General features: G+C 38.6%; 22 protein-coding genes. 13 read left to right on the top strand and 9 right to left on the bottom strand.

The window, feature by feature from the left end; all coding sequences use genetic code 11:
- Window positions 1-48: 48 nt before the first annotated feature.
- On the bottom strand, window positions 49-648 hold the full coding sequence (locus tag AAC026_RS15025; protein ID WP_339699641.1) for a phosphoribosylanthranilate isomerase: 600 nt from the start codon (window positions 646-648) through the stop codon (window positions 49-51).
- Between the two features lie 166 nt (window positions 649-814).
- Here AAC026_RS15025 and AAC026_RS15020 point away from each other — a divergent pair, with 166 nt between their 5' ends.
- The 5 genes from AAC026_RS15020 (at window position 815) to rpe (ending at window position 4,482) form a co-directional block, all read left to right on the top strand.
- A complete protein-coding gene (locus AAC026_RS15020) occupies window positions 815-1,132 on the top strand; it encodes a thioredoxin family protein (RefSeq protein ID WP_339607537.1) in 318 nt (105 codons plus the stop codon).
- Window position 1,133: 1 nt separating this feature from the next.
- Window positions 1,134-1,376, top strand: coding sequence for a hypothetical protein (locus AAC026_RS15015; RefSeq protein ID WP_339699638.1), 243 nt, complete (start codon window positions 1,134-1,136; stop codon window positions 1,374-1,376).
- Between the two features lie 117 nt (window positions 1,377-1,493).
- Window positions 1,494-2,216: a hypothetical protein gene (locus AAC026_RS15010; RefSeq protein ID WP_339699635.1), complete on the top strand. Its 723-nt coding sequence runs from the start codon at window positions 1,494-1,496 to the stop codon at window positions 2,214-2,216.
- Window positions 2,206-3,810, top strand: coding sequence for a S8 family serine peptidase (locus tag AAC026_RS15005; RefSeq protein ID WP_339699632.1), 1,605 nt, complete (start codon window positions 2,206-2,208; stop codon window positions 3,808-3,810). The genes AAC026_RS15010 and AAC026_RS15005 overlap by 11 nt, the downstream gene beginning before the upstream one ends.
- 15 nt (window positions 3,811-3,825) lie before the next feature.
- Complete coding sequence (gene rpe, locus AAC026_RS15000; RefSeq protein ID WP_339607541.1) at window positions 3,826-4,482, top strand: ribulose-phosphate 3-epimerase; 657 nt, start codon at window positions 3,826-3,828, stop codon at window positions 4,480-4,482.
- 5 nt (window positions 4,483-4,487) lie between these two features.
- Here the strand turns inward: rpe and AAC026_RS14995 are convergent, their stop codons facing one another.
- Window positions 4,488-4,868 carry an ArsC/Spx/MgsR family protein gene (locus tag AAC026_RS14995; protein WP_339699629.1) on the bottom strand — a complete coding sequence of 127 codons (381 nt, stop codon included), beginning with the start codon at window positions 4,866-4,868 and terminating at the stop codon, window positions 4,488-4,490.
- A 221-nt stretch (window positions 4,869-5,089) separates the two neighbouring features.
- Here AAC026_RS14995 and AAC026_RS14990 point away from each other — a divergent pair, with 221 nt between their 5' ends.
- The 4 genes from AAC026_RS14990 (at window position 5,090) to AAC026_RS14975 (ending at window position 10,593) form a co-directional block, all read left to right on the top strand.
- Entirely contained in the window at window positions 5,090-5,554 is a 465-nt protein-coding gene (locus AAC026_RS14990; protein ID WP_339699626.1) for a hypothetical protein, read from the top strand.
- A 108-nt stretch (window positions 5,555-5,662) separates the two neighbouring features.
- A complete protein-coding gene (locus AAC026_RS14985) occupies window positions 5,663-6,778 on the top strand; it encodes a hypothetical protein (RefSeq protein ID WP_339699623.1) in 1,116 nt (371 codons plus the stop codon).
- Window positions 6,779-6,868: 90 nt separating this feature from the next.
- Window positions 6,869-9,394 (top strand): DNA gyrase subunit A, encoded by a 2,526-nt coding sequence (gyrA, locus tag AAC026_RS14980; protein WP_339607545.1) that lies wholly within the window; start codon window positions 6,869-6,871, stop codon window positions 9,392-9,394.
- Window positions 9,395-9,423: 29 nt separating this feature from the next.
- Entirely contained in the window at window positions 9,424-10,593 is a 1,170-nt protein-coding gene (locus tag AAC026_RS14975; RefSeq protein ID WP_339699620.1) for a tetratricopeptide repeat protein, read from the top strand.
- Window positions 10,594-10,976: 383 nt separating this feature from the next.
- Here the strand turns inward: AAC026_RS14975 and AAC026_RS14970 are convergent, their stop codons facing one another.
- Window positions 10,977-11,834, bottom strand: coding sequence for a CPBP family intramembrane glutamic endopeptidase (locus AAC026_RS14970; protein ID WP_339699618.1), 858 nt, complete (start codon window positions 11,832-11,834; stop codon window positions 10,977-10,979).
- Window positions 11,835-11,968: 134 nt separating this feature from the next.
- Between AAC026_RS14970 and AAC026_RS14965 the strand changes: the two genes are divergently transcribed.
- Window positions 11,969-12,979 (top strand): helix-turn-helix domain-containing protein, encoded by a 1,011-nt coding sequence (locus AAC026_RS14965; RefSeq protein ID WP_339699616.1) that lies wholly within the window; start codon window positions 11,969-11,971, stop codon window positions 12,977-12,979.
- Window positions 12,980-13,240: 261 nt separating this feature from the next.
- Window positions 13,241-13,756 (top strand): transcription elongation factor GreB, encoded by a 516-nt coding sequence (gene greB, locus AAC026_RS14960; RefSeq protein ID WP_339699613.1) that lies wholly within the window; start codon window positions 13,241-13,243, stop codon window positions 13,754-13,756.
- Between the two features lie 98 nt (window positions 13,757-13,854).
- On the opposite strand, the gene AAC026_RS14955 is transcribed toward greB, so the two are convergent.
- The 4 genes from AAC026_RS14955 to AAC026_RS14940 form a co-directional block, all read right to left on the bottom strand.
- Window positions 13,855-14,454, bottom strand: a complete 600-nt coding sequence (locus AAC026_RS14955) for an OsmC family protein (RefSeq protein WP_339607630.1) — start codon at window positions 14,452-14,454, stop codon at window positions 13,855-13,857.
- A 129-nt stretch (window positions 14,455-14,583) separates the two neighbouring features.
- A complete protein-coding gene (locus tag AAC026_RS14950) occupies window positions 14,584-15,522 on the bottom strand; it encodes a hypothetical protein (RefSeq protein WP_339699610.1) in 939 nt (312 codons plus the stop codon).
- Window positions 15,519-16,424, bottom strand: coding sequence for a hypothetical protein (locus AAC026_RS14945; RefSeq protein ID WP_339699607.1), 906 nt, complete (start codon window positions 16,422-16,424; stop codon window positions 15,519-15,521). Before AAC026_RS14945 ends, AAC026_RS14950 begins: the two co-directional genes overlap by 4 nt.
- Window positions 16,425-16,554: 130 nt before the next feature.
- Window positions 16,555-17,772: an alpha/beta hydrolase-fold protein gene (locus tag AAC026_RS14940; protein ID WP_339699604.1), complete on the bottom strand. Its 1,218-nt coding sequence runs from the start codon at window positions 17,770-17,772 to the stop codon at window positions 16,555-16,557.
- Window positions 17,773-17,932: 160 nt separating this feature from the next.
- Between AAC026_RS14940 and AAC026_RS14935 the strand changes: the two genes are divergently transcribed.
- Window positions 17,933-19,618 carry a histidine kinase gene (locus AAC026_RS14935; RefSeq protein WP_339699600.1) on the top strand — a complete coding sequence of 562 codons (1,686 nt, stop codon included), beginning with the start codon at window positions 17,933-17,935 and terminating at the stop codon, window positions 19,616-19,618.
- Between the two features lie 3 nt (window positions 19,619-19,621).
- Window positions 19,622-20,317, top strand: a complete 696-nt coding sequence (locus AAC026_RS14930) for a LytTR family DNA-binding domain-containing protein (RefSeq protein WP_339699597.1) — start codon at window positions 19,622-19,624, stop codon at window positions 20,315-20,317.
- A 120-nt stretch (window positions 20,318-20,437) separates the two neighbouring features.
- On the opposite strand, the gene AAC026_RS14925 is transcribed toward AAC026_RS14930, so the two are convergent.
- Window positions 20,438-23,176: a prolyl oligopeptidase family serine peptidase gene (locus tag AAC026_RS14925; protein ID WP_339699594.1), complete on the bottom strand. Its 2,739-nt coding sequence runs from the start codon at window positions 23,174-23,176 to the stop codon at window positions 20,438-20,440.
- A 426-nt stretch (window positions 23,177-23,602) separates the two neighbouring features.
- Window positions 23,603-24,703, bottom strand: coding sequence for a mechanosensitive ion channel family protein (locus AAC026_RS14920; RefSeq protein WP_339699591.1), 1,101 nt, complete (start codon window positions 24,701-24,703; stop codon window positions 23,603-23,605).
- Window positions 24,704-24,782 lie beyond the last annotated feature (79 nt).

Genomic DNA, 24,782 nt, shown 5'->3' with positions numbered 1-24,782 from the left:
TAATTCAGACCAATATAGAAAAAGTTTTTAATCGTTTAGTAAAGTAAACTACTCATCGGTAAGGTCGTCAATTTCAAGGGCTTCCAGTATATCGGCCATTTCATCAAAATCTTTGTAGCCAGGGCGTATCTCATTTCCTCCTTGAATGGCTATACCTTTTAATTTGCTCTTAACCAATTCAGTAACAGTTTCAGCATCAAAGCCCGCGGCCAAAACAACAGGAATTTCATTGGCCAAAGCCTGTAACGCATGATCATTTACTTCAGAAGAATCAAAAAGAACATAGGCTAATTTTTGACCTGAGGCCTCCCAAGCCTTTTGGGTCGATTCAATGCTATGCGCCAAGAAACTTACTGCCAATCCCGTATTCAATGCTTCTTCAATCTGATCAATATTCTCAATTTGAATAGCATCTAGTTGATAGCCTTCAATAAGATCCTTAATGGCTTTGTTTTTAGAAGTGATTTCTCCTACATACTCTACACCAGAAAGCCATTCACTAATCTCTTTAAATTTTTGAATATCAGTATAATTAGTGGCACCTTCTTCAATTTCAAATCCAAGTTGGTTTACTTCCATGCCAGCACAATATCTCGCATCGCTGAGGTTATTAATTCCACTAACTTTTACAAAAGTTCTTAAGGCCATAATTATTGAGGTTCTCTATAATCAATAGATTGTTTGAATTCAGAATGTTGGCAAAACTAATAGAATTAATGCTGTTTTGCATACAATTCAGAAGCTTCTGATTATTTTGTGATGACAGTTTCTGAATTAAGTTTTAAGCAACTTTATCAAAGAATTAAATTTAAAAATGGCAGTTGAATTAGCAAACGATACGAATTTTGAAAACGAAATTCGTGAAAACGGAAAAGTAGTAGTAAAGTATTATGCGGGCTGGTGCGGTAGCTGTAGGCTTTTTGCTCCAAAATTTAAACGCCTTTCAGCCGATGATCGCTTTACCGATGTAAGGTTTTTAGATGTAGATGCAGAAGAAAGTCCAATTGCAAGAAATCTGGGTAAAGTATCGAACTTACCTACTTTCGCCATTTTTAAGAATGGAGAACTAGTTGAAACGATTGCTTCAAATAAAGAAGACCAAGTTGTGGAGTTGATTTCAAAGCTCAATTAAAATGAAGATTCCTGTAATAAAAAAACTCGTAGAAAACGTTGATCTAAACGAGCTCAAAGCAGCCGAAGAAGCGCTACTCGAAGAACTTCAACCAGATTTTGAAATTGAAGGAGATGACGAAGGTGAACAATTGACCCATGTTTTTGCAGCCATTTTTATTCTAGAAAAAATGGAAACTAGTGATGTGGATTTTAAAACCGCGCTACGCGAATACACCCAAAAAGTACGAACATCTATCAGTTAAAAGCTTATATTTGTTCAGTCAATTAAGAAAATGGTAGTGCAATTATATTTGCAGTACCATTTTTTTTATACTGAGTCCGATTGTAATACGTTTGAGTTGAAGTGATATATTTGTCCTATGTGGAAAAAAGCCTGCCTTTCCTTTTTCATTGTTCTCTTAGCACTTTCATCTTGTCAGACGGGTGAAGATCCAATTCCAGCTTTAGATGCCGACCGTGGGAAGAGTTATTTCTTTATGGTTGAAAATAAGTACCGTGAATATAATGTTAGAGAAATTAGATATTCAGCGGTGAATATTAGCGACACGCTGGTTTATCAGCTACGAGAAGAAGTCAGAGAGTCGTTTATCAATAGTCAGGGAGAGGAGTCAAGAATCATTCATCGTCTTACCCGCGACAATGATACCCAACCTTGGGTTTTAGATTCAGTTTGGACAGCTAGAATTGAAAAAGACAGAGCTGTTTCTATTGAAAACAACATTTCAATCGTAAAAATGGTATTCCCTTCGCAGGCCGAACGCGTTTGGGATGGGAACATCTTTAATACTAAAGCTATAGATCAGTTTAAGATTTTGAACTTTGGAGTGCTCACAAACATTGCGGTAAACAACGACTTAGAAACCACTTCTACAATGACTATTGAGCAGGAAAATGATGAAGACGGTATTACATTTAAGAATATTAGAAGAGAAGTTTATGCCGATAGTATTGGCTTGATTTCTAAGCTCTATAATGTGGTTAAAATTTGTTCTCGTTCAGAATGCCTTGGACAGCAGTTAATTGAATCAGGCCGTTTTTATAGAGAAACCATTTATGCTCATGGTTTTATAGATGAAGATTAAAGCTAGCCTCATTGTCTTGTTTATCATAATTGGTTTTAGGCTTTCCGCCCAAAACCGATATATGGTTTTCTTCACCGATAAGTCAAATTCATCCTACTCTGTTAATGCACCAAGCGCTTTCCTTTCCCAAAGGGCCATTGAACGAAGGCAAAAGCAGAATATCCCTATTTTAGAAAACGATCTCCCTGTAAATCAATCCTACATTGATGCTCTAAACAACTTAGGTATTGAGGCTATTCACCGTAGCAAATGGTTCAATGGCGTTTTGGTAGAAATGCAGCCAGCTTCCATCAATCTTGTTCAAGCTTTAACCTTTGTTGAGCGAGTTGAGTACGTAGCTCCTGGTCAAATTCCTGCCGGAAACGCAGGAGGTAGTGAAAACAACAGCAAGCTTAGTAATGGAGGAGCTACAGATTTTCAGAACAGCATGCTGGGAATAGATCAAATGCACAACGAAGGCTTTGAAGGTCAAGGAATGCTAATAGGAGTTTTTGATGGCGGTTTTCAAAACATGAGCCAAATTGGAGCACTGCAACCATTGATTACTTCCAATCGGATTTTGGCACAGAAAAACTATGTGACTAACGGTACAAATATTGAAAACACCGAATCACACGGCACAAGAGTATTATCCATTCTGGCTGCAGACCAACCTAATGTATATGTTGGAGCTGCTCCAGCTGCTAGCTATATTCTCTGTGTTACAGAAGCTTCTGGAGAATACAGGGTAGAAGAATACAATTGGCTTTTTGCGGCAGAAATGGCTGATAGTACTGGTGTAGATATTATCAATACTTCTCTGGGTTACAGTATTTTTGATAATGCTACTATGAGTTATACTTATAGTGATATGGATGGACAAACTGCTGTAATTACCAAAGCATCAAACATAGCTGCCACCAAGGGAATTGCACTAATCAATAGTGCAGGAAACGAAGGAAGTAAGGTCTGGCGTTTCATCACAGCTCCGTCCGATAGTGAAAATGTATTGTCAGTTGGAGCAGTAGACGCTTCTGGTTTTCGAGCCGACTTTAGTAGTTTTGGCCCTTCAGCCGACAATAGAATTAAACCTGATGTAAGTGCATTAGGGCAAGGCACGGCAGTAATTACCGCTTCTGGAAATATTGCGTTTCAGAATGGTACTTCATTTTCTGGGCCAGTTCTAGCTGGTTTTGCCACATGTCTCTGGCAAGCCTTTCCAGACTTAAACAATATTGAGCTATTGGATTTAATTCGACAGAGCGCACATCAGTTCGATAATCCAGATAATGAATTGGGCTATGGTATTCCTAATTATAGAAGAGCTTATGAGTTGGCCTTTATGCCTGAACCTCTAGAAAATGAGGTGCTGGCTTATCCAAACCCAACTTCGGATAACTTTATTAACCTTGTTTTTCCAGATGGCTTCTTAAGTGAATCGGTTGAAGTGAGTTTAATTGATGTGAATGGCAGGCAGCTTAATAGTTTTAAAATTGAATCGCAATTGAGCAATAGCCGCATTCAGATAGACCTAACCAATAGAATTGCTGGAATCTATATTCTAAAAATCGAAGGTCAAAGAACCAGTTTCAAGAAGAAGATCATAAAATATTAGCCTTATATTTGGGGCATGAATGCTCCAATAATTGCCCCATCTGTTTTAGCTGCCGATTTTGCCAACTTGCAGCGCGATGTTGAAATGTTAAATGAAAGTCAAGCTGACTGGATTCATATTGACATTATGGATGGGATGTTTGTACCGAATATATCTTTTGGTTTACCCGTTTGTGAAGCCATTTACAAGCATGCTAAAAAGCCTTTAGATGTTCATTTGATGATAGAGCAGCCAGATCGTTATTTAGAAGATTTCAGAAACGCTGGAGCGGCTACCATTACGGTGCATTACGAAGCTTGTGACCATTTACATAGAACACTTCAAGTAATTAAATCGCTAGATTGCAAAGCAGGAGTGGCTTTAAATCCGCATACAAATGTTCAATTACTAGAAGACATCATTTGCGACATCGACATGGTTTGTATCATGTCTGTAAATCCTGGTTTTGGTGGACAGAAGTTCATCGAAAACACCTATAAGAAAGTACGCCAGCTCAAAGAGATCATTGTAGAAAACGATGCTAAAACCTTGATCGAAATTGATGGAGGAGTGAACGCTAACAATGCACCATTATTAATGGAAGCAGGGGCAGATGTACTTGTAGCAGGCAGTTTCGTATTTAAGTCACTTGATCCTTTGGCAACCATAGAAGAGTTGAAGAGAATAGGGTAGTGGCCTTAATTTAATAAGGCCTTTAATTCTTCTACTACCTTTTTGCTGTTTCCAACAAAGATTTGGTCGTCTATAATAAATACAGGGCGTTTCAGGAAAGTATATTCGTCCAAAATGTAATTTCTGTAATCCTTTTCCTCTAGAGTCATTTCGTTTAAGCCCATTGATCTGAACTTCATTGCCTTTCTGCTGAAGAGCGATTCATAACTACCAGACATCTCTTTCATCTGCTCTAACTGATCGGCTGTAATGGCGGTGGTTTTAATATCTTGCTGCTCAAAATTTGATAGATTCAAGTCGTCCATGATTCGTTTGCAAGTAGAGCAGGTAGATAGATAGTAAACTTTTTTCATTGGGTTATTTGGGTTGATTATGTCTTTATTCATCTTAAAAACTGAAAGTTAAGTCAATCTTAGTTTTCAATTCGGTTTGATTTAGCATTTATGGTTTTTAAACTAAAAAGATCGTTGAATAGTACCAACTATCACGTGCCACGAAAAAAATATCGGGCAATTGCTGCATTAGGCAATTTTTCTCTTGTATTATTAGTCCGAATACTATTATTTGTAAAATCAAAATTAACACTAAACGACTAAGAGGAGAAAACATGATGAAAAATTTAACGAAAGCTTTATTGGTTTGCTTGATGGTAACTTTGACTTCCACAGCGGTAAGAGCTCAAGGAATTACAGATCAAGACATGAAGGACTATGCCATCATTTTGTTGGCGCAGAAAGCTATCACGGACAAAATTAGCCCATATGTTAATGATCTGATTGAAAAGCAAGAAGGGATAGATGGAAACAGATATGCTGAATTAGATGCTGCGGCTAAAGGAGATGTAAGCAAACTACCAGCCGATGCTTCAGATTTAGAGAAGCAATTCTATGGCATTGTTCAGAAGAGAGTTAAAGACAGAACGGATGCAGCAGGAGTCGTGGTGAATAGCTTAGCAAAATACTCATTGGGAGCATCAGCATATAATGCTGTAAAGAAAGCATATGCCAGTGGTGGAGACACCAAAGCAAAGATTGATGCGATGATGGCAGAATTAGTATCAGAGAAACCTTAATCAACCTTAACATACTAAGTCAGAAAGGTCGCAGTGATTGCGACCTTTTTTATTTGCCTTCAATAATAAATCAGATAGTTTTCCTTTATTAGTCTAAACATTCAAATATTGAAACACGGACGTTTACTCTTTCTTTTGGTGCTACTCTTACCTTTGACCTCTGTTCAGGCGAATGCCCAAATATTTAAGAAGAAGAAAAAAAGTGATGTACAAGCTTTTGCCCCAGGCGAGGCTACCGAACCTAAAGAGGCCAAAATGGTAAGCCCCATGCGGGAAATGCTCAATAAGTTCAATCTTCAACTGGAGAAAGGCTATGGTTTTTTTCTTTATGAGAATGAATTAACAGATGTATCTGTGGTGCGTAACCCTAGAGGAGATCAGCTTTATATCGTTCCGATTGGTGAAGAATCTACTTCTGGCCCTTACAATGCTTATTCTAATTGGTTCAATGACCTTACACCTGTAAACGTTTATAGGATTGATGACGACTCCCAAATTGTAAGAACCGATACCGCCTCAGTTATTTACAAAAACAGCGGTAGAATTAATCCATTGACGCTAAGACTTTCTTTTACATTCAATAAAGTCGACAAACTGAGGTTAAAAACTACAGGTGAACGGGTAATGTCCGACAAAGAATTTCTTCGAGTTGGTTTAGGAGTAAGTACAGGTGCATTAAAATTCACAAACACTGTAAATTATCAAGAAGTTGACGATAGGTTGAAGTACTTTAATGTACCACAAACCAAAATCTCTACTACAAAACTCTTCGGGTCATTAACTTATAATGCCTATACTTTTATGGATTTCTCATTTTTGGTAGATGTAAGTGGGGGAGTCTGGAAAACTAAATCATCTCACCTCAATCAAGACCTAGTGACTTACGACCCATTCTTCAATGTGGGCTTTATCATGGAAAAGAAGGTATCGAAGTATTTCAAACTTTATTTGCGTCCTTCTTTTGAAATGAGAAAATACGGTTTGGCAAATGAATTCATTAGCACATCACATTCCCTTAGCCTTTTTACAGTAGATATTGGTGCGCTTATCAAGTACCCTACATACCCAAGGAATAGGCATGGTGCCAATCGGGTACAAATGGAGCATGTTTTCAACGGTAAAATCTATCGCGGAAGGTCTATATTTCAACCTCAAAATCCACGAACTGGCCAGTTCGGTCAGACCAAAAAGAAGAAAGTAAGATATGGTGGAGGAAACGATTAAAAACAGCCGTTTTTAGTATGTCAATTCCCCTTTTACTCTAACAAAATTTAGTATCTTGCCACATTATATTTCGAACTATTTTTAGAGTAAATGGCAGAAGGAACTAACGAGACAATCATCCCTATCAATATTGAAGATGAAATGAAGGGAGCCTACATCGACTATTCCATGTCGGTGATTATTTCAAGAGCTTTACCAGATGTAAGAGACGGCTTAAAACCCGTTCATAGAAGAGTACTCTTTGGTATGTTAGACCTTGGAGTAAACTGGAACAAATCATATAAAAAATCAGCAAGAATCGTAGGAGAGGTGCTAGGTAAGTATCACCCGCACGGTGACTCCTCAGTATACGATACCATGGTGCGTATGGCGCAGCCTTGGTCTTTACGTTACCCGTTGGTTGACGGACAAGGTAACTTTGGTTCTATAGATGGAGATTCTCCAGCTGCCATGCGTTATACCGAAGCCCGACTGAGACGAATTGCAGACGAATTATTAACAGATATTAATAAAGACACTGTAGATTTTCAGTTCAACTTTGATGACTCTTTAAAAGAACCATCCGTTCTTCCTGGTAAACTTCCCAACCTATTATTAAATGGTAGTTCTGGGATTGCAGTAGGTATGGCTACTAATATGGCTCCTCACAACCTTACAGAGGTTGTAAATGGAACTATCGCCTACATTGAAAATAACGACATCTCTTCTGAAGAACTGATGCAGCACATTACTGCGCCCGATTTCCCAACAGGAGGTACCATTTATGGCTACACAGGTGTAAAATCAGCTTTCGAAACAGGAAGAGGTAGAGTTGTACTGAGGGCAAAATCAGAAATTGAAACGATGCCTTCAGGTCGTGAGCGAATCATTGTAACAGAGATTCCTTACATGGTGAATAAGGCCAGCATGATCGAAAAAACTGCTGCGCTAATTAATGAAAAGAAAATTGAAGGTATTTCAGATTTACGTGACGAGTCGGATCGTAATGGAATGCGTATCGTTTATGAGCTGAAGAAAGATGCCATTGGTAACGTAGTTTTGAACAACCTGTTCAAGTATACACAGTTACAATCTTCTTTCAGTGTAAATAATGTGGCCCTTGTTAAAGGAAGGCCACATACATTGAATACCAAAGACTTAATCAAATACTATGTAGAGCATAGGCATGAAGTAGTCATCCGTAGAACTCAGTATGAACTGAACGAAGCGGAAAAAAGAGCCCATATTCTACAAGGCTATCTTATTGCCCTAGACCATCTTGACGAAGTTATTACTTTGATTCGAAACTCGAGAGACCCTGAAATAGCCAAAACTGGCTTGATGGAGAAGTTCGAGCTTTCTGAGATTCAAGCCAAAGCCATCTTGGAAATGCGTCTTCAAAGACTGACAGGTCTGGAAAGAGACAAGATCCAAAAGGAATATGAGGAAATAATGGAACTGATTGCCAGTCTAAAGGAAATTCTTGAAAAAGAAGAACTTAGAATGGAAATCATCAAGAATGAGTTGATCGAAATTAGAGACCGCTACGGTGACGAACGCAGAACTGATATCATACACTCATATGAAGACTTCAGTGCAGAAGACATGATTCCTAACGAAGAAATGTTGATCACTATTTCTCATTTAGGATATGTTAAAAGGACATTGCTGTCAGAATATAGAACACAAGGTAGAGGAGGAGTTGGCTCTAAAGGTGCAGGTTCTAAAGATGATGACTTTACCGAATATCTATTCACTGGAATGACGCATGACTACTTGCTTATTTTCACTGAGTTTGGTAAAGTATTCTGGAAGAAAGTATGGGAATTACCAGAAGGCAGCAAAACTGCCAAAGGACGTCCCGTACAAAACCTCATCAATATTGAACCAGGAGATAAAATTAGAGCAGTAATCAATGTTCAGAACCTAAAAGATGAAGACTACATTAACAACAATTATGTAGTAATGTGTACTGAGCTTGGTACCATTAAAAAGACTTCTTTGGAAGCTTATTCTCGCCCACGTACCAATGGTATAAATGCCATAACAATTAATGAAGGAGATCGCTTACTTGAGGTCAAATTCACAAACGGTGATAATCATATTATTATTGGAGCCAAATCTGGTAGAGCGATTCACTTCCACGAAAGCGATGTCCGACCTATGGGTAGAACAGCAGCAGGAGTAAGAGCATTCAGGCTTGCAAACGAGGCTGACAGGGTGATTGGCATGGTATGTGTAAACAGGGAAGAGGCTAACCTATTAGTTGTGTCTGAAAACGGATACGGGAAGCGCTCACCAATAGATGATTACCGAATTACCAAAAGAGGTGGTAAGGGTGTAAAAACCATTAATGTCACGGAAAAAACAGGAAACCTTGTGGCCATTAAAGAGGTAGTCGATAGCGATGACCTTATGATCATTAACAAATCAGGAATTACCATTAGAATATCAGTGGATTCTCTTAGAGTAATGGGAAGAGCAACACAAGGTGTTAAATTAATACGCTTAAATGAAGGTGATGCTATTTCATCTGTAGAGAAGATTCAAAAGATAGAGTCAGAAGAAACGGAAGAAGTAACTGATACACCAGAGATTGAAGGCGGAGATCAAAACGAAAGTAAAACAGAAGAGTAAATTTTAAATTAAACAAGAGACTAGAAAACATGAAAAAGCTATTTTTTACCGCCTTGCTATTGTTTTTTGTAGCGGGGGTATACGGACAAAAGAAAGTACTGAAAAGTGCCGATAAGGCACTGAAGAAGGGTGAATATGCAGAAGCACTTACGCTGGCCAAGGAGGCCTCAGAAAATGCAGAAACTAAAGATGACCCAGAGGTATATGTAATATTAGGAAAAGCCACATTATATCAGTTTAAGGCGGATTTGGAGAATCTCGATCTAGCAAAAGAGGCATTTGGCTATTTTAAGACTGCTGTTGAAAAAGGTGATGAAGATCTCAAAGCAGATTTGTACTTTCCACCAGTACTAGACAAGAATGGACAATTTATTGCTGGTGGGGAAGGATTCATTTACCTTCAGAGGTTATTGAATGAAAAAGGAGATGAATATTTTGGATTAGATGACTTTGAGAACTCTTACAAGTATTTCAATTTAGCTGCTCAAATAAAGCCTGATATAGTATTATATTTCTATGCAGGTTATAGTGCTTATAATGCAGACTTGTTTGATGAAGCAATTGTCTTGTATGAAAAGGTTGTAGCATCGGGTGAAGATTATGAAAACACTCCTTATGCTTTCAATGGTTTGATTGACATGTATTTGAGTAATAAGGACTTTGATAATGCTTTAAAGTATACACTCATGGCCAAGGAAAGGTTTCCTCAAGAAAAAGTGTATAGAGACTTCGAGATTGATATTTTGATTCAAGATGATAAGTTAGACGAAGCTATTGAAGGAATAAAAAAGAATATAGATAACGGTGATAGAACAGCTATTCTGTATTATACGCTTTCCTTCTTACAATATAATGCGGAGGATTATCCTTCAGCTTTAGAGTCTGCAAAAATGGCTCTGGAGCTGCAACCAGATTATCCAGATGCTTCCTACGTAATGGGTAGTGTATATTTCAATCAAGGTGTTGAAATTCTTAAAGCTGCCAATGACATTACAGACAATGCGGCTTACGATAAGAAACGTGAAGAGGCTTATGCTAAATTTAGATTAGCGCTGCCACACTTTGAACAAGCTGAGAAGTCTAAACCAAATGATGTATACATTCTTAATCCGCTAAGCACTGTGTACGACCAATTGGGAATGGATGCAAAAAGAGATGCCATCCTTGCTAGAATAGAAGCACTAGAAGGAGGAGAGTAAAAATGTAAGAAGGGAGGCTTGTAGATCTCCCTTCTTCTTTGAATATTTTATTTAACATAATATAAATTATATAACAAAACTAGCACTTTACGACTAGGCCGCTAGGCATGGTTAATAACGGTAATGATCTTATGTAAAAGCAAAACACGGCCTACACCACCAACCGCTTGTTATAATATTCTATATTATATTAACCACGAAGTGGCGTGGACCGAACGCTCTCGTTTCTCATTGAAGCTCTTGGCTCGCGATAAGCGAGATCATTTCGAGCCATTGTTATACTGTGTTATATTACTGATAAAGTCTTTGGCGATTATCTGTCAGCTTAGATTTAACAATGTTAACCTGATGCCCCAAAACGCATACAAGCCAACGTTGCGTGATCAAAAAATATTTTGAAGCCCCCACAGGTTTGTACCATGTATAATAACTGATGGGAGGATCGAACGATAACGTTCATTGAGGTACCCCCATAATAGTCCTAATGGAAGAATTCCAAGTGCAGATATACATGCGTCATAGTAATTGCTACCATTGAACATGAAAACGGGAATATGGAAAAGGGCCCATACAAATGAAGCGCTAAACCATGCAAAACTTTTATTTTTCAGCAGTCCATATAGACGTGTTTGTAGCAACACTCTAGTAATCTCTTCTGGGATAGAAGCTGTTAGAAAGCCTAGAGTAATGAAGGCTAAATAACCATTCGTTTTAAGAACATCTTGAAATTGAAGTCCGTCAGGAAAGATTAGATAGGCAACTCCACCAATCAATACAATTAATGGGAGACTCACGTACCAAAAATTGAAACGTAGAATCCCAAGTTCTTTTAAGGTGTACTTCTTGATCGCTAAAAAATAGATCAGAAAAAATACAGGGAATACAAATAGAATCCTGAGCAACATGATCAATATTTTGACGCATTGACTAGCCGTTTGTTGATCAATGACGAGAAACCAATAACAGAGTACACCTATTACAATAACCTGAGAAGCAATGACCACTAATAATTCGTTGCCAGGGTGCTTTATTTTCCAATCAACTAGTTGGGGTTGACCAGAGAAATAGAAGAACTCTGACACAAGAAAACAACCAATCATAGTAAGCAAGTAGCCACAGACCTTGTCAAAACTATTTTCTGCAATCCCAAGTGTAAGCAAGAGAAGTCCAAGAATGCTACCTAATATAAATGCAAGTGCGTATCTCTTAAAGAGATCAATAAGATGCTGTTTAAATTTCATAATTTTAAATCATCAAGTATTTGATACTTCTTCAAAAATGATAAAAAGTACACGTATAAAGGTTCTGAATTTAAATTCAGAACGAATCATATAACATGGTTGACTTCTACTGGCTCAAAAGCTTCACGGAAATTTTGCAGCTTTTTATTTCCGTATTCTTCATTATTTATCTGAAAGTCAAGTTTGTACGCCCGACTGTTCAATCGCTCTGGCTAACCATCTTTTTTTATATCAAATTAGTCACGGATTTGTATGGAATACTCAATTACACTTCATGGATTTCTACAATCATCACAAGACCGGTTCTAAGTATATTCAGGATATCCATGGGATCATTAGAACTTGGAATGGCCATAAGCTTGATCTTATTCATTTGGTCTACTGCTGGCAGAAAACTGAAATTAAAGCAGGGGCTCCCCTATTTTATTCCTGCCGCTGTGCTTTTTCCCATTAGTTGGTCATTGCAGTTTTATTTTCAATCTGACCTTCTACTTGTATTTGATGTTGTAAGACTACTTTGGATTGGTACGATTATATACTTACTCTTTGGGTACATAAATGAGCGAAACCTTAGGGTATTAGCCTACGCTATTCTTACATGGAATTTGATGTGGTTGGCGGAAGTAGTTTTACATCAACAGCTTAATATTATTGCTGAGCCCACCTCCTGGGTGATATTTATAATGGCTGAGTTTGTACTGACGCTTGGGTTGGTTTTTTGTCTAATCCAGGTCATCACTAATCCAAGAGTACTAAAATTTGAACAACAAGAAAATAGTATGCCAGAGAGTTTGAAGGACTTTATAAAAGTGAACTTAAAAAAAGCACTACAAGAAGAAAAAATTTACCGCAACTCTGATTTGACAGTCCTAAAGATGGCCAAACAAATAAATGTTCCTGTCAATGACCTTACTCTTTATTTAAATAGGATCCTTAACAAAAATTTCAATCAATTTATAGCAGATTATCGAATAGAAGAGTGTAAAATTTTGCTAACAGATCCGTCATCTCAAGGTCTTAACATAGAGCAAATTATGCTGTCGGTTGGGTTCAACTCAAAATCAGTATTCAACACAGCTTTTAAAAATAGTACAGGAAAAACTCCTTCGGAATTCAGAAAATCTATGATAGAAACAAAAATTTGAACTTGTTTCGTATACATTGTCATTCCCTCAACCATCCCTCCTACCAAAATTCCAAAAGAGTGCTGCCTTACTGCCAAGGAATTGAGAGAAGATACTAAGGAGGAAAAAGACCTTGACTCAAACTATTAATGATGTCCACAACCCCAAGCTATCTAACATAAAACTGTGAACCTGACATAACATGTAATGAACATTCCTGCACGAGCAAACTATCCATCATTATATTATCTTGCGAAAATTTTCAAAACAAGATCATTTATCATGAGGCGAAAAATCCCAGAATCAACGCTACCAAAACTCAATCGCTCGCAAATGATTACTTCCGAAGGCCTACAGAAATTAAGGGAAGAACATGATCACTTATGGCGAGTTGAACGTCCAGACGTTACCGCTAAAGTTACATGGGCCGCAAGTTTGGGAGATCGTTCAGAAAATGCCGATTACCATTACAATAAAAAACGTCTTCGAGAAATTGATAATCGTCTTCGTTATTTGCGTAAATGTATTGATGACTTTAAAATTATTGAGTACCGCCCCAACCAAGAAGGAAAAGTGAGTTTTGGTGCTTGGGTAGAAATTAGAAATGAAAAGAAAGGTCTTCAAAATCGTTTTCGTATTGTTGGTTACGAAGAACTAATAGGTAACAAAAATTATATCTCTATGGACTCCCCAATGGCTAAAGCGCTTCTCGATAAAACTGTTGGAGATGAAGTAATCGTTAAAACCAAAATGGGTGATTTTGTATGGAAAATTCTTAAAATAGAATATCAGAAGTAGTATAACCCAAATAGATCTCAGATCATCTTTTACCCTAGTATTTCAAACTACCTTCTAGCTTATACGAGTAATTATTTCGTCAAGGAACTGAGCGATGCTCAGTCCTCTGATGAACGATTAATCGCTTCCTTACCATTATACACCAATCTTGTGGACCAAGGTATCGGGTTTCTTAAGGCGTAATGTGCCATACAACCATTCTCGGCTTCGTTGAGTAAATCCTTTATGTTTTCCTCAGGTTCCGGACTTTCAATGATCACATGTGTTTCCACCATATCACATCGGCCATCAGTCATATAGCCATGCTCACGCATATGGCCGAGGTTCGTTGCAAAAACAATCCGCTGTTCCAGCTTCAGGCTATCGACCTGAATCTTTCTAGCGGTAAGTATATCCGTTAAATGTGTCATCAGGCAAAACCCAATTCCCGCTGCAAAGAAGGCCAATGGTGGTGGAGCAGTGTCCTCTCCCACTGGTGGCTGCTCATCGCAATAGAGCTTCACTGGACTAAATCCCGGGATATTGACGGAAACAACACCTGTTTTACTTTGCATGTTACCCGCTTCAGCGCTCAGGTTTACTTCGAAACGATAAGGTTCGGGGTGACGGGCCTTGGTAAATTTGGTGGATTCGTATTGAGTTTTGGCAGGTTGTTCTGAACTGAGTTCACCTACACGATAAAATTTCTCTGCTGACATATTATTTCCTGATTTATACAGACAAATATGAATGCTCCATTTGTCTAATCCAAGACAAGACTTACATGCTTATCAGGAATTTAATAAGGCAGAATGGTACTGCAAGCATCAAAAGAAGGTATGGCTTTTTCATTGTTGATTGTTTGATGATTGTAGTTTGGACCTAAGCGTCTCAATAATTTGGGCATCCATCCAATAACTTTTTCCTAACCAATAGGTACTTCCATCTTCTTTCTCCTTCCACTCTCCTCTGGAAAAAAATAGATATTTCCCATCATCTGTTACATGTGCGCCACTTTCATTTAGTGCTGTATTTATTTTGTCACCCATGTTAATTGAAGGTGTCCAAGAACCATCGGTCGCCCGAAAACTAATGTAGAGATCAGCACCACCATATCCATCTTCTCTTCTAACATCCCATATCAAATAGGATTCATCTGGTGCAATGTGGGGGTGAGCAATCCATGTACCTGTGTTAATCTCCTTGCCCATTTTTTGACGAGGTTCATATTTCCCGTTTATAAAGCGTGAATAACTGATTGCTCCAACTGTATCTGGTGGAGCCAATTCATCAAAGTAAGAAGTTCCATTGTCTGAAAAAGATATGCCCATGATATGTTTATCCGTAAATGGGGCGCCCAGGCTTTTGAGTTCTGACCATCCAGCATTGATCCTATTTCTATATTTATTCCCTCGGTATAATGTGTCTCCTCCCTTAGAGAATCTTGGCCATTTTATGTCGGTTTCAGATTCATTCCCCCAACGCCCATTTTCATATTGAATGACAAAAAATGTACGCTCTTTGTATTTTCCATTACTCCTATTGAAATAGTAACTCTTACCATCTGGAGAAAACCTACCTTCTTCAAAAAGCCCCTCTGATGAAACAATTGCAGGATCAAATAGCTTGGGAATTAAGCCTGGTGGTTCTTCTCCAAAATACGAAGCCTCTTTATCTCGATTACTGTCAAGAGGTGAATCACTGTTTTTGGGACTTTGCTTTGGAGTATTGCAGGCGTTTAGAAGTAGTACCCCTACAAGTATCAGCGTTAAATGTGTCTTTTTCATTTTTGTTTGTTGGATGATTGTTGTTTGGGTCTAAGTGTCTCAATAATCTGGGCGTCTATCCAGTATATATCTATGTTGTTGCCATCTTCATCTAGGCTTCTATTGAACATCAGGTATTTGCCATCGGGAGTAACACTGGCATAGGCATCCCAGTGAGCGGTATTCACTTTGTCGCCCATGTTGATCGCATCTCCCCATGAACCATCTTCCTTTCGGAAACTGATGTATATATCAGACCCTCCGTAGCCCTCTTCTCTCCTACCATCCCACATAATGTAAGATTCATCGGGGGCAATAAATGGGTGAGCATTCATCCTTCCAGTATTTATCTCTTTGCCAAATGGTCTGGGCGTTTCACGCTCTCCATCAATTAATCGTGAGTAGCGAATAACTCCATCTCCATTTGGCATGCCTAACTCATCAAAGACATATGTTGCTTTTGAAGATGCTGTGAGACGCATAATTTGAAATTCTTCGAAAGAGGAGCCAATGCTTTTCCGTTCAGACCAGCCATCATCAATACGGTCTTTATAGCCTTTTGCCATATGCATGCGTGAGCCATCTGGCGAGAAGGCCATTTCACCTCTGCGCCTAAATTCTGTGTATTTCTTCCACACATTACCTTCTTGACGAAAACCAATTACGGTAGGGCTAAAGTGCTCACCGCGTGAGGTTGTGAAGTAAAACTCTTTCATACCCGGAGCGAACACACCCTCTACTTCCCAACCTTCGGTAGAGATGATGCCTAGAGCAAAAGGTTCTGCCACCATGCCCGGAGGCTTCTGACCCATGTATGGGCCTTCTAGGTCTGGAAAGTTGAAATCAATATCTTTGTTTTCTTGGGCAAAGAGAGTATTCAAGGATATTGTAATTATTAATACTAATAAGGATGCTTTCTTCATTTGCTTTGTTTTTGTGTTCTTAAATCTTCAATAATTTGAGTATCTCCCCAATCTCCGCAGTTGATATCTATAGGAGTTTCATTGTTTAAAGTTTTTCTTCGTCTATCAAAAAATAGATGAAAGCCAGGCTTCATTTCTCGAGTCTTTGTAGCCACCTTTTAGCAAGTGAAAAATCTGGATCAATTGTCAGTGCTTTTTCGAACATGGTCTTAGCACTTTCAAGCTGACCTTGAGACCTGCGTACAAGCCCCATTCCGAGATAAGATTCCTTCCCTTCAGGATACACTTCTAAGGAGTATTGAAAGATTTCTTCTGCGGCTATTAAATTCTTACTTAGTATTGTATGAAAACCAAGGTTAAATATGACCGATATAGGTGTCTTGATTTCATACCCATACCGTTTGGATAACCTATCGAAATGCTGTGTCACAGTATCCAACGATACCAGATTTTCACGGGGATTGAAGGGATTGAAGTCAGGATATAACGTAAGAAGAAACTGTATAAAATCCATCGCTGGTACATGACCCTGGTTCACCAATTCATCCACTTTATAGGTAAAACTCTCTGGTTTATGTTCCGCTAAAACCCGGCTGAATTCAGAAACGTGATTTGTTAATCCTTCATCATCGCTGTAAATGATGTGTAGAAATCTGTTTTCCGAAAGTGTTTTTAAGGGACCTGATTTTATTTTTTGTTGAAGCTCTGTTGGTATGTTACGAAGGGACGGACTGCTTGCGAAGTAGCCATTAAACAGAAGAGGGTTATTGAGCAGCGTGTAAACACAGAAAAGCCCACTGTTAGAACCGCCAAAAAGGACTTTAAACGGAGCAGTCCGATAGTTAGCATCAATGTTCGGTATCAGCTCTATCTCCAAGAAGCTAATATAATTATCTGGAACTGTTGTGTTTTGATTTTCCCTCGTTGGCAACAAAATACTATTTCCTTCAGGTAAATCTATTCCAATAAGTATCATCTCAGGAATTTGCCCCTCGCCCATGTAGTCTAATGTAGAAGCTAACATGGCGAACCGAGCTCGGTATTCTGAGCCCAACATATACAGCACGGGATAGGTTTTCTTGGAATTATGGTAGTTAGCAGGTAAATGGATTGATAGTGGAATAGTTTTGTTTAACACTTTTGATTGAAGGGAAGACATTTTGCCTAAGGTAACTGCTGGTTCACTGTGCTCTGTTAAATGAGGAGAATCAGGGCTTTTCTTTGTCTTTTCTTGAGCAAAGACGGGGCTTAACATCATCAAATTCGCTACAAGTAGCATCATCACGAGTGTAACTCTCCTAGTATTTTTGTTCATATCTTTCTGGCACTCAGTTATCGAAATTTTCATAATACGTATTGGTTTTGAAGACTTTACTTCAAACTTCTCGCATAGGTTGTAAATAGTGATTGTTTAATTTGTCAACTGCTCTGGGTTTAAATGAACTGCTCTAAACCTCTTAGAAAAGACAGATTTATCGAGTTACTTTACATACTAAAGTCACCTCAAAATGACCCTGAAATTCTCACATTGTTATCTTTTAATATGCGTGGTGCTCTTGGCATCTTCCTGCTCTCAGGATCCTGCTATTTTCAGCGAACACAACACCGTATACAAAATAGGCGACCAACGTGAATGGGCTGATAAAGAATTCAATGATCAAGATTGGCATGTAAGACTGAAGTTAGTCCCTGATGGTCGGGTATTCTGGTCCAGAACTAAGATTGACATTTTAGAGGAGTCAGAAGTTTTACACCCCTATGGCCTTTGGTTAGAAGCTTATGGAGAGTACGAAGTGTTTTGGGACGGTGTATTGATTGGTAAAAATGGAAACCCAGGTCAAGAAGCAGACTTACCGCCTGAAGGAGAATTGTGGGTGACCTTTAACATACCACCTCATTTGGCCAATGTAGGTGAACATGTAATTGCTCTACGGCTTAGTAATTACTATTATCCGGACCATGTAGGAGATTACTGGATTAAGGTAGATAATTATAAAGATCTGGTCACCGATAGACTGATTCAAAACGCATATATGCATGTTTTTGCAGGGGCATTTTTGATCGCTTCTATCTATTGTCTATTTCTATTCTTGGGTAATAAAAAAGAGCATCTCACGCTTATTTTGAGCATAAGTTGCTTTCTGTTTTTTTGTCTAACCATGACCCATTTTGTCAGAAATACTCTTCCTATCCACTACAGCCTACATGTAATACGCTTGGAAGTTACCACAAGCCTAATGTTTGGTATTTCATTTTTGATACCGCTCTTTTTCTCTTTGCAATTTCCTTTTCCTAAACGGAAATTAATCTTGGGTATTTACACATTAATTCTGTTGTCAATGTTTTTAGTGGATCATCACACTTTCGATTTTTCAATCGTAAAGATGATCATCACCTTATTAATATTTTCTTTTGCCATAGCGGTATTTGGTATTTACAAGAAAGCGAAAGGTGCTGTTTTAGTAATGCTTACCTTACTATTCTGCATTTTTCTTCGCTATGCAGCCTCTTTCAATGTTAGTCTTTTCACTGGCTTTAGTCTCATTATTCTTAACATGCTGTACTTACTTTCACTTAGAATTAAAGAACAGCGATTGGCTTATGAAAACTCGTTGGTTCAGTCTACAAGGCTGAAGCTCGAACTCATCAAAAAGAACATTCAACCGCATTTTTTAATGAATACACTCACTTCATTAATCGATTGGATTGAGGAAGCTCCTAAGGTAGGTGTGCAGTTCATTGAGGCGCTAGCGAAAGAGTTTAACTTGGTTAATCAGATGGAAGATCAAACGCTCATTCCGATTGACCAAGAAATCGAACTTTGTCGTACCCACTTGGAGGTGATGAGGTATCGAAAGGAAATTGATTATATATGGAAAGAGGAAGGTATTGATACGGATGAAATGGTGCCACCAGCTATACTACATACCCTTTTAGAAAATGGAATCACTCACAGTTTGCCACAGCATGGAAACAGCATAAGGTTCAAGCTCATTTTTAATTCAAATAAGGAATATAGGAGCTATACCTTTTTAACATACGCCAAAGTAGCGAACCAGACAACCAGCAAGGAAGATGGTACAGGGTTGAAATATATTAAAGCGAGACTAACTGAAAGCTATCAGGCAAAATGGGATATCATCTCCGAGCCCGCAGATCATGGTTGGAAAAATGTTATTAAAATATACGGTTAAGGAATGAGGGTTTTGATAGTTGAAGATGAATCGAGAATAGCCAAGAGAGTCGAGCGAATGACCCGCGATATTCTCGGCAACACCTTGCAGTCACTGACTCATATCAACACACTTCAAGAAGCATTGACATTTATTGAGAACAATCCCCTAGACCTTCTTCTACTGGATTTGAATCTAAATGGTGAGGACGGTTTTGACTTGTTGACCACAGCGGTTTCCGAATCCTTTCATACTATCGTAATCTCAGCATATAAAGATCAGGCAATTACTGCTTTTGAATATGGAGTGTTAGATTTTGTACCTAAACCCTTTGATCGAGACCGTTTAGAGAAAGCTTTCAATCGCAGAATACGTAAGGAAAAGCTCGAAACTCAGGTGAAGTATTTGGCTGTCAAGCAAAGGCAACGAATTCAGCTTATTCCTGTTAATGAGGTATTATATATCAAGGGCGCAGGTACCTATACAGAACTCTTCTTGTCTGGTGGGAAAAAGGAATTGCACGATAAATCACTGGAAAGGTTGGAACAGCTGCTGTCCCCTACTTTTGAGCGTATTCACAAATCGTACTTAGTAAAGATTTCTGAAGTAAAAGGAATTATTGTTAACTCTGGAAGTAAATACATGGCCGAATTAAAAAACGGAGCATTTATCCCTGTTGGAAGAACCAGATACAAAGAAATAAAGGCAAAATGGTTTTAAAATGCTTTGATGACTTAAAACAGGCTACTTGAATTGTTTCAAGTAGCCTGTTTCATTATCTGTCTTTTCGTACAGGCTCATGTTCGCTTTCAAACTTCAACCTCAGAAATTACGCTTGGCTTATTTATTCCCTTCCATCACTTCAGGCCCTACCCTCTTTTTATCTGCGTTAGGAATACCTTGGGTCATCCATAAAGGAGCTGGAGCACCTTTAAGATAATGGTCGAAGTACTGCTTCATGCGAATTTGGAAATCCTTTTGATTGTCTTCTTTTCCTAAATGATGGGGTTCATCTGGATAAGACAACATAATCACTTCTTTGCCCAGTCTGCGCGCAGCAGAATAAAATTCCAAACCTTGGTTCCAGTCCACAGCACCGTCTGCTGTGCCATGCAAAAGCAAGAATGGAGTTTTAATGTTTTGAGCATGAAACAATGGAGATTGATATTGATACAATTCCATATTCTCCCAAGGACTAACGCCCATTCTACCCTGAGACCATTCAATGATTGGCCCATTCAAACTACCCGATTGTTTATAGGCAATATTGTACATACTAATCAAATTGGTCAGTGGTGCACCAGTAACTACTGCTGCAAACATATCGGTTTGGGTAACTATAAAGGAAGACTCATATCCTCCCCAGCTATGTCCCTGCAAACCAATACGTTCAGGATCAGCATATCCCAGTTTAATTACTTCTTTGGCTGCACTGGTAACATCATCTAAAGCAGAAGAGCCTGGCTTGCCTTCATCAAAAACGATGTCGGGCATTAACACCAAATATCCGTTGCTGGCGTAGGTAGACATGTGAGGTCTGTCGTCATAAGTAGGCATTGAATACTGATGATGCCTTTGTGACATTTTCTCATAGAAATACATTACCATTGGATATTTCTTCCCAGCCTCATAGTCGGCAGGCAAGGCCAAAGTGGCTTGTAGCTTATTTCCTCTTTGGTCTGTATAGTCTACCAAAACCCTTTTTCCCCATTTGTAATTGGCCTGTTGTGGGTTAGCATCCGTGATTTTCTTAGGGTTTTTGAATGTCAAGTCAGCTACATAATAATCAGGGAAATCCACAAAGGTCTGTTCTGTAAAAATGAGCTTATTGGCATCTTTTGCTTTAGTTGGCCTTCCTATCATGCTGTCCTCATAGCGCAGTGCTTTGGGCTTTTTGCCCATTTCTACGGAATAGTAACCTGACTTTTTAGTCCATTCGCCATAGGCAGATAGTAGCAACGGTTGTTTCAAATCATAATCCTCTTCCTCAGGGTCTAATTGGGTAAGTCTGAAGCGAATTTCTTCTTCATCACCCATACCTTGGGTTATGTTCTTGGCTTCGTTTGAGGTTAATGAAATGGCCCAAACGTCATATTTATTATTTAACAGCAGCCATTTACCATCCTTCGACCAGCCCGCTACTCCATAAGTTGGCTTTTCTACAGGTGTATCATAATCTTCGTTTTGAAAATTCACACCTGCTTTTTCTGTCATATTCGTAGTTTTCCCTGTTCCAAAGTTGTAGCCAAAAACCTCTCCATCTCTCGAAAAAAGTGTCCATTCACCGTTAGGCGACAAACCTAGCTTCCAATACACTCTTTCCGTAATCAGCTTCTTCTCTCCTGTCTGTGTATTTACACTATAAATATCTGCGTAGTTGCCAGGAATGGTTACATCATTACGGTACTTCGTATTATTTTGCCCCATAGCCCATTGACTTTTATCGCTGTAACTTACGTTAGGCATGTCTTCATTTTCCATCTGGATGAACTTCTTGTTTCCCAAGTTCAAAACAGCCGTGTAGGTAGACCTGCGATCTCTACCTGCCTGTACCATTTGCACAGACTGTACGCGCTCATCTTTCCAATGCCATACATCTACATTGGCTTTCAATTCATCATCCTTTTTTAATTCTTTTTCCTGAGCTCTCACCCCAAAGTAGAGCTGAGTGTTTTTCTCATTCCATGTCAGCCTGCTGTATTCGCTGATCACCATGTCTTCAGGGAAACTTGAATCATCTGAAACTGAGTAAGTGTTTTGAGTATTAAAATTCGACATTCCAGAGGTTAAATTTGACGCCCAATAAAGTGTGTTATCGCGTTCTACATTTCCTTCTTTTGTTGTTCCAAACAATACTGCTAATTGATTTCCTTCTTCATTCCATGTCATTTGACTGTAAGAAAACGCCCCTGTATGAAGTGGCCATGAGCGGTTATTGCTCAAATCGATTATGTATAGCCCATTGCCGTTATCACCATCAGCATCTACTAAATAAGCGAAGAGTGTTCCTTTTTTATTGAAGGCATAACTGGATACGTTTCCGATATTCAGCGTTTTATCATCCTTCAAACTTTTTAGAATAAGGTCACTTCCCTTATGCTCCGCTTTTCTGTCGCTTGGGTTTTTCTGAATGGCGATGTAATTGGAAGCCTCAGAGAAACTGAATGAGCTAGCATTTTCAACATTAGATACCTTGTTAGAGGCCAGGTTGAATAATTCTAAATTGCTAGAAGTCGGCTTACCTTGTTTCTTCAACTTTTCAGCCTCCTTTTCAGCTGGGTCTACCAAGTAGGCTAGCCATTGATTATCCATAGAAAAATCTACTTGTTTGCCATTGATGGCAGTACGAACCGTGTCTCCATCAATTTTACGAATATGGAGTTTTGAATCACCATCATTAGGGTTGTACGAATAAGTCATCCATAGCCCGTTGGGTGAAATGGAAGTATTTCTAATACTGTTCCATTGGCCGTAATCGTCCAGTGTTAATGGCTTCTTTTCTTGACCAATAGCTGCTTGATTGATAAATAGAAGGCCAATAATGATGGCAAAAAAGGAAGTACTAGTAAGTTTTTGCATGGCGTTTATGTTATGGGTTGAGTAAGCCGAGGGTTTCTCTCAAAATTAAAAATGGTGATGTCGATCAATATACAGCTTATCCTTATGATTTAGAACTGTACTTTTTTGGAGCGTTTGTTTTTTGATGTGAGTGTCAAGTAACAATGTAACCGCAATGGGCACGAAGTAACGCGGAGTAATGATGCTGAACTAGGTTGGATTGTTTTCTTGTGTTGCTGATAAAAATGCTTACAGCATGACTTAGGTTTGAAGTTTGTGCCATTGATAAGGCTTAATAGCTAAAGCATGATATGAAGTCATCCCCGTAGGCTCCGAATCTTCGGAGTTTTCCCTAAACACAGATGGCCAGTTATTCTTAGTTTTCTTTCCAGTGTTGCTGAAAACCTCGAAACTTCAGAGCTTACATCACGACTGTTCAATTGCTTTTCATTTTGAGACCTCTTCCCTCTCCTTTTTCATCACAATGGTTCGGTAAGGGAATGGAATTTCGATGCCTTCATTATCGAATCGTGCTTTAATACTTTCTAACACATCTATTCTGAGCTGAAAAGCATTTGTGAAATTAGCTGCCCAAGCCCAAGCCCTTATGGTTACTGAAGAGTCATTCATAGTGGTCAAGGCTACTTTAACTTTAGGTAAATCGTTGGCTAGGTCCAGCTCAGTCCTATTATCAAAAATCAATGGGTGATTTTCACATTCTTCTTGCATGATTTTTTTAGCCAGCTTAACATCACTGTCATAAGAAATTCCGATTTCTATATGTTCACAGCACTTCTTTTCTCCTAAATCATAATTGATCAATCGCTCCTTGTTAATGATGCTGTTAGGAATAACAATCATCTTATTTTCAAAATTTCTGATCACAGTATGTCGTAGAGTAATATCCGTCACTGTCCCAACCATGGTATCTGTGACCTTTATGATATCGCCAATTTTAAAAGGCTTAAATGAGATAATGAAAACACCCCCAACTAGGTTGGACAAGGCTTCCTGTGAAGCAATACCTGCGATAATGGCAATGACCCCTGCCCCACCTAAAGCAGTTTGTGCTACATTTTGAAAAGAAGGAATGGCAAGAAGACCAAAAAACAAGCCTAAAAAGTAAATACCATATACTGCTACATAACCTAAAAACTTTAGACTTGTAGGGTCTTCATGACTGCTTATTTTTTTGGCAATGCTTTGCTTAAACCACAAATTGACTGATGTAGCACAAACAATAGTACAAACAAGCAAGAACCCGAGGTAAAAGATAAATTTAAAATCACTGATCAGTGATTTGTAATCCATATCGCCAGAAAAAATAAATACCAACAAAAGGACGCCTAAAACTAACCAAAGCCCATTGAGAATCTTTTTAATCAGGTATATCGGTCTGCTAATTTCACCGGGGAACCTCTTCTCTTCTCTTTTAATAAACCATTTGTGCAAGAGGTTGGTGATATAGCGCAGCAGTACTACACTAATTATTACGAGAGCCGCATAAAGCAATTGAAGCTTATAGGCTTCTAAAATCTCTGTTATCATTGTTATTTATAATCTTGATATGGATATCAACATGAATTCTGATCTGAAAACTCATGTCTGTACGAAGGTAAATAATCCT

Origin of the sequence: uncultured Roseivirga sp. (assembly GCF_963973945.1) — a bacterium.
Classification (GTDB): domain Bacteria; phylum Bacteroidota; class Bacteroidia; order Cytophagales; family Cyclobacteriaceae; genus Roseivirga.
The sequence above is the reverse complement of the archived record's forward strand: the minus strand, read 5'-3'. Positions and strand labels throughout refer to the sequence as shown.

Excerpts from the sequence above, each read along its gene's own strand:
- AAC026_RS14945 (WP_339699607.1), bottom strand. The coding sequence starts at position 16,424 with ATGAAGAAAGCATCCTTATTAGTATTAATAATTACAATATCCTTGAAT.
- AAC026_RS14975 (WP_339699620.1), top strand. The coding sequence starts at position 9,424 with ATGAAAAAGCTATTTTTTACCGCCTTGCTATTGTTTTTTGTAGCGGGG.
- AAC026_RS15005 (WP_339699632.1), top strand. The coding sequence starts at position 2,206 with ATGAAGATTAAAGCTAGCCTCATTGTCTTGTTTATCATAATTGGTTTT.
- AAC026_RS15015 (WP_339699638.1), top strand. The coding sequence starts at position 1,134 with ATGAAGATTCCTGTAATAAAAAAACTCGTAGAAAACGTTGATCTAAAC.
- AAC026_RS14950 (WP_339699610.1), bottom strand. The coding sequence starts at position 15,522 with ATGAAAAAGACACATTTAACGCTGATACTTGTAGGGGTACTACTTCTA.
- rpe (WP_339607541.1), top strand. The coding sequence starts at position 3,826 with ATGAATGCTCCAATAATTGCCCCATCTGTTTTAGCTGCCGATTTTGCC.
- AAC026_RS15025 (WP_339699641.1), bottom strand. The coding sequence starts at position 648 with ATGGCCTTAAGAACTTTTGTAAAAGTTAGTGGAATTAATAACCTCAGC.
- AAC026_RS14920 (WP_339699591.1), bottom strand. The coding sequence starts at position 24,703 with ATGATAACAGAGATTTTAGAAGCCTATAAGCTTCAATTGCTTTATGCG.
- AAC026_RS14990 (WP_339699626.1), top strand. The coding sequence starts at position 5,090 with ATGATGAAAAATTTAACGAAAGCTTTATTGGTTTGCTTGATGGTAACT.
- AAC026_RS14940 (WP_339699604.1), bottom strand. The coding sequence starts at position 17,772 with ATGAAAATTTCGATAACTGAGTGCCAGAAAGATATGAACAAAAATACT.
- AAC026_RS14925 (WP_339699594.1), bottom strand. The coding sequence starts at position 23,176 with ATGCAAAAACTTACTAGTACTTCCTTTTTTGCCATCATTATTGGCCTT.
- greB (WP_339699613.1), top strand. The coding sequence starts at position 13,241 with ATGAGGCGAAAAATCCCAGAATCAACGCTACCAAAACTCAATCGCTCG.
- gyrA (WP_339607545.1), top strand. The coding sequence starts at position 6,869 with ATGGCAGAAGGAACTAACGAGACAATCATCCCTATCAATATTGAAGAT.
- AAC026_RS15020 (WP_339607537.1), top strand. The coding sequence starts at position 815 with ATGGCAGTTGAATTAGCAAACGATACGAATTTTGAAAACGAAATTCGT.
- AAC026_RS14935 (WP_339699600.1), top strand. The coding sequence starts at position 17,933 with ATGACCCTGAAATTCTCACATTGTTATCTTTTAATATGCGTGGTGCTC.
- AAC026_RS14970 (WP_339699618.1), bottom strand. The coding sequence starts at position 11,834 with ATGAAATTTAAACAGCATCTTATTGATCTCTTTAAGAGATACGCACTT.
- AAC026_RS15010 (WP_339699635.1), top strand. The coding sequence starts at position 1,494 with ATGTGGAAAAAAGCCTGCCTTTCCTTTTTCATTGTTCTCTTAGCACTT.
- AAC026_RS14955 (WP_339607630.1), bottom strand. The coding sequence starts at position 14,454 with ATGTCAGCAGAGAAATTTTATCGTGTAGGTGAACTCAGTTCAGAACAA.
- AAC026_RS14995 (WP_339699629.1), bottom strand. The coding sequence starts at position 4,868 with ATGAATAAAGACATAATCAACCCAAATAACCCAATGAAAAAAGTTTAC.
- AAC026_RS14930 (WP_339699597.1), top strand. The coding sequence starts at position 19,622 with ATGAGGGTTTTGATAGTTGAAGATGAATCGAGAATAGCCAAGAGAGTC.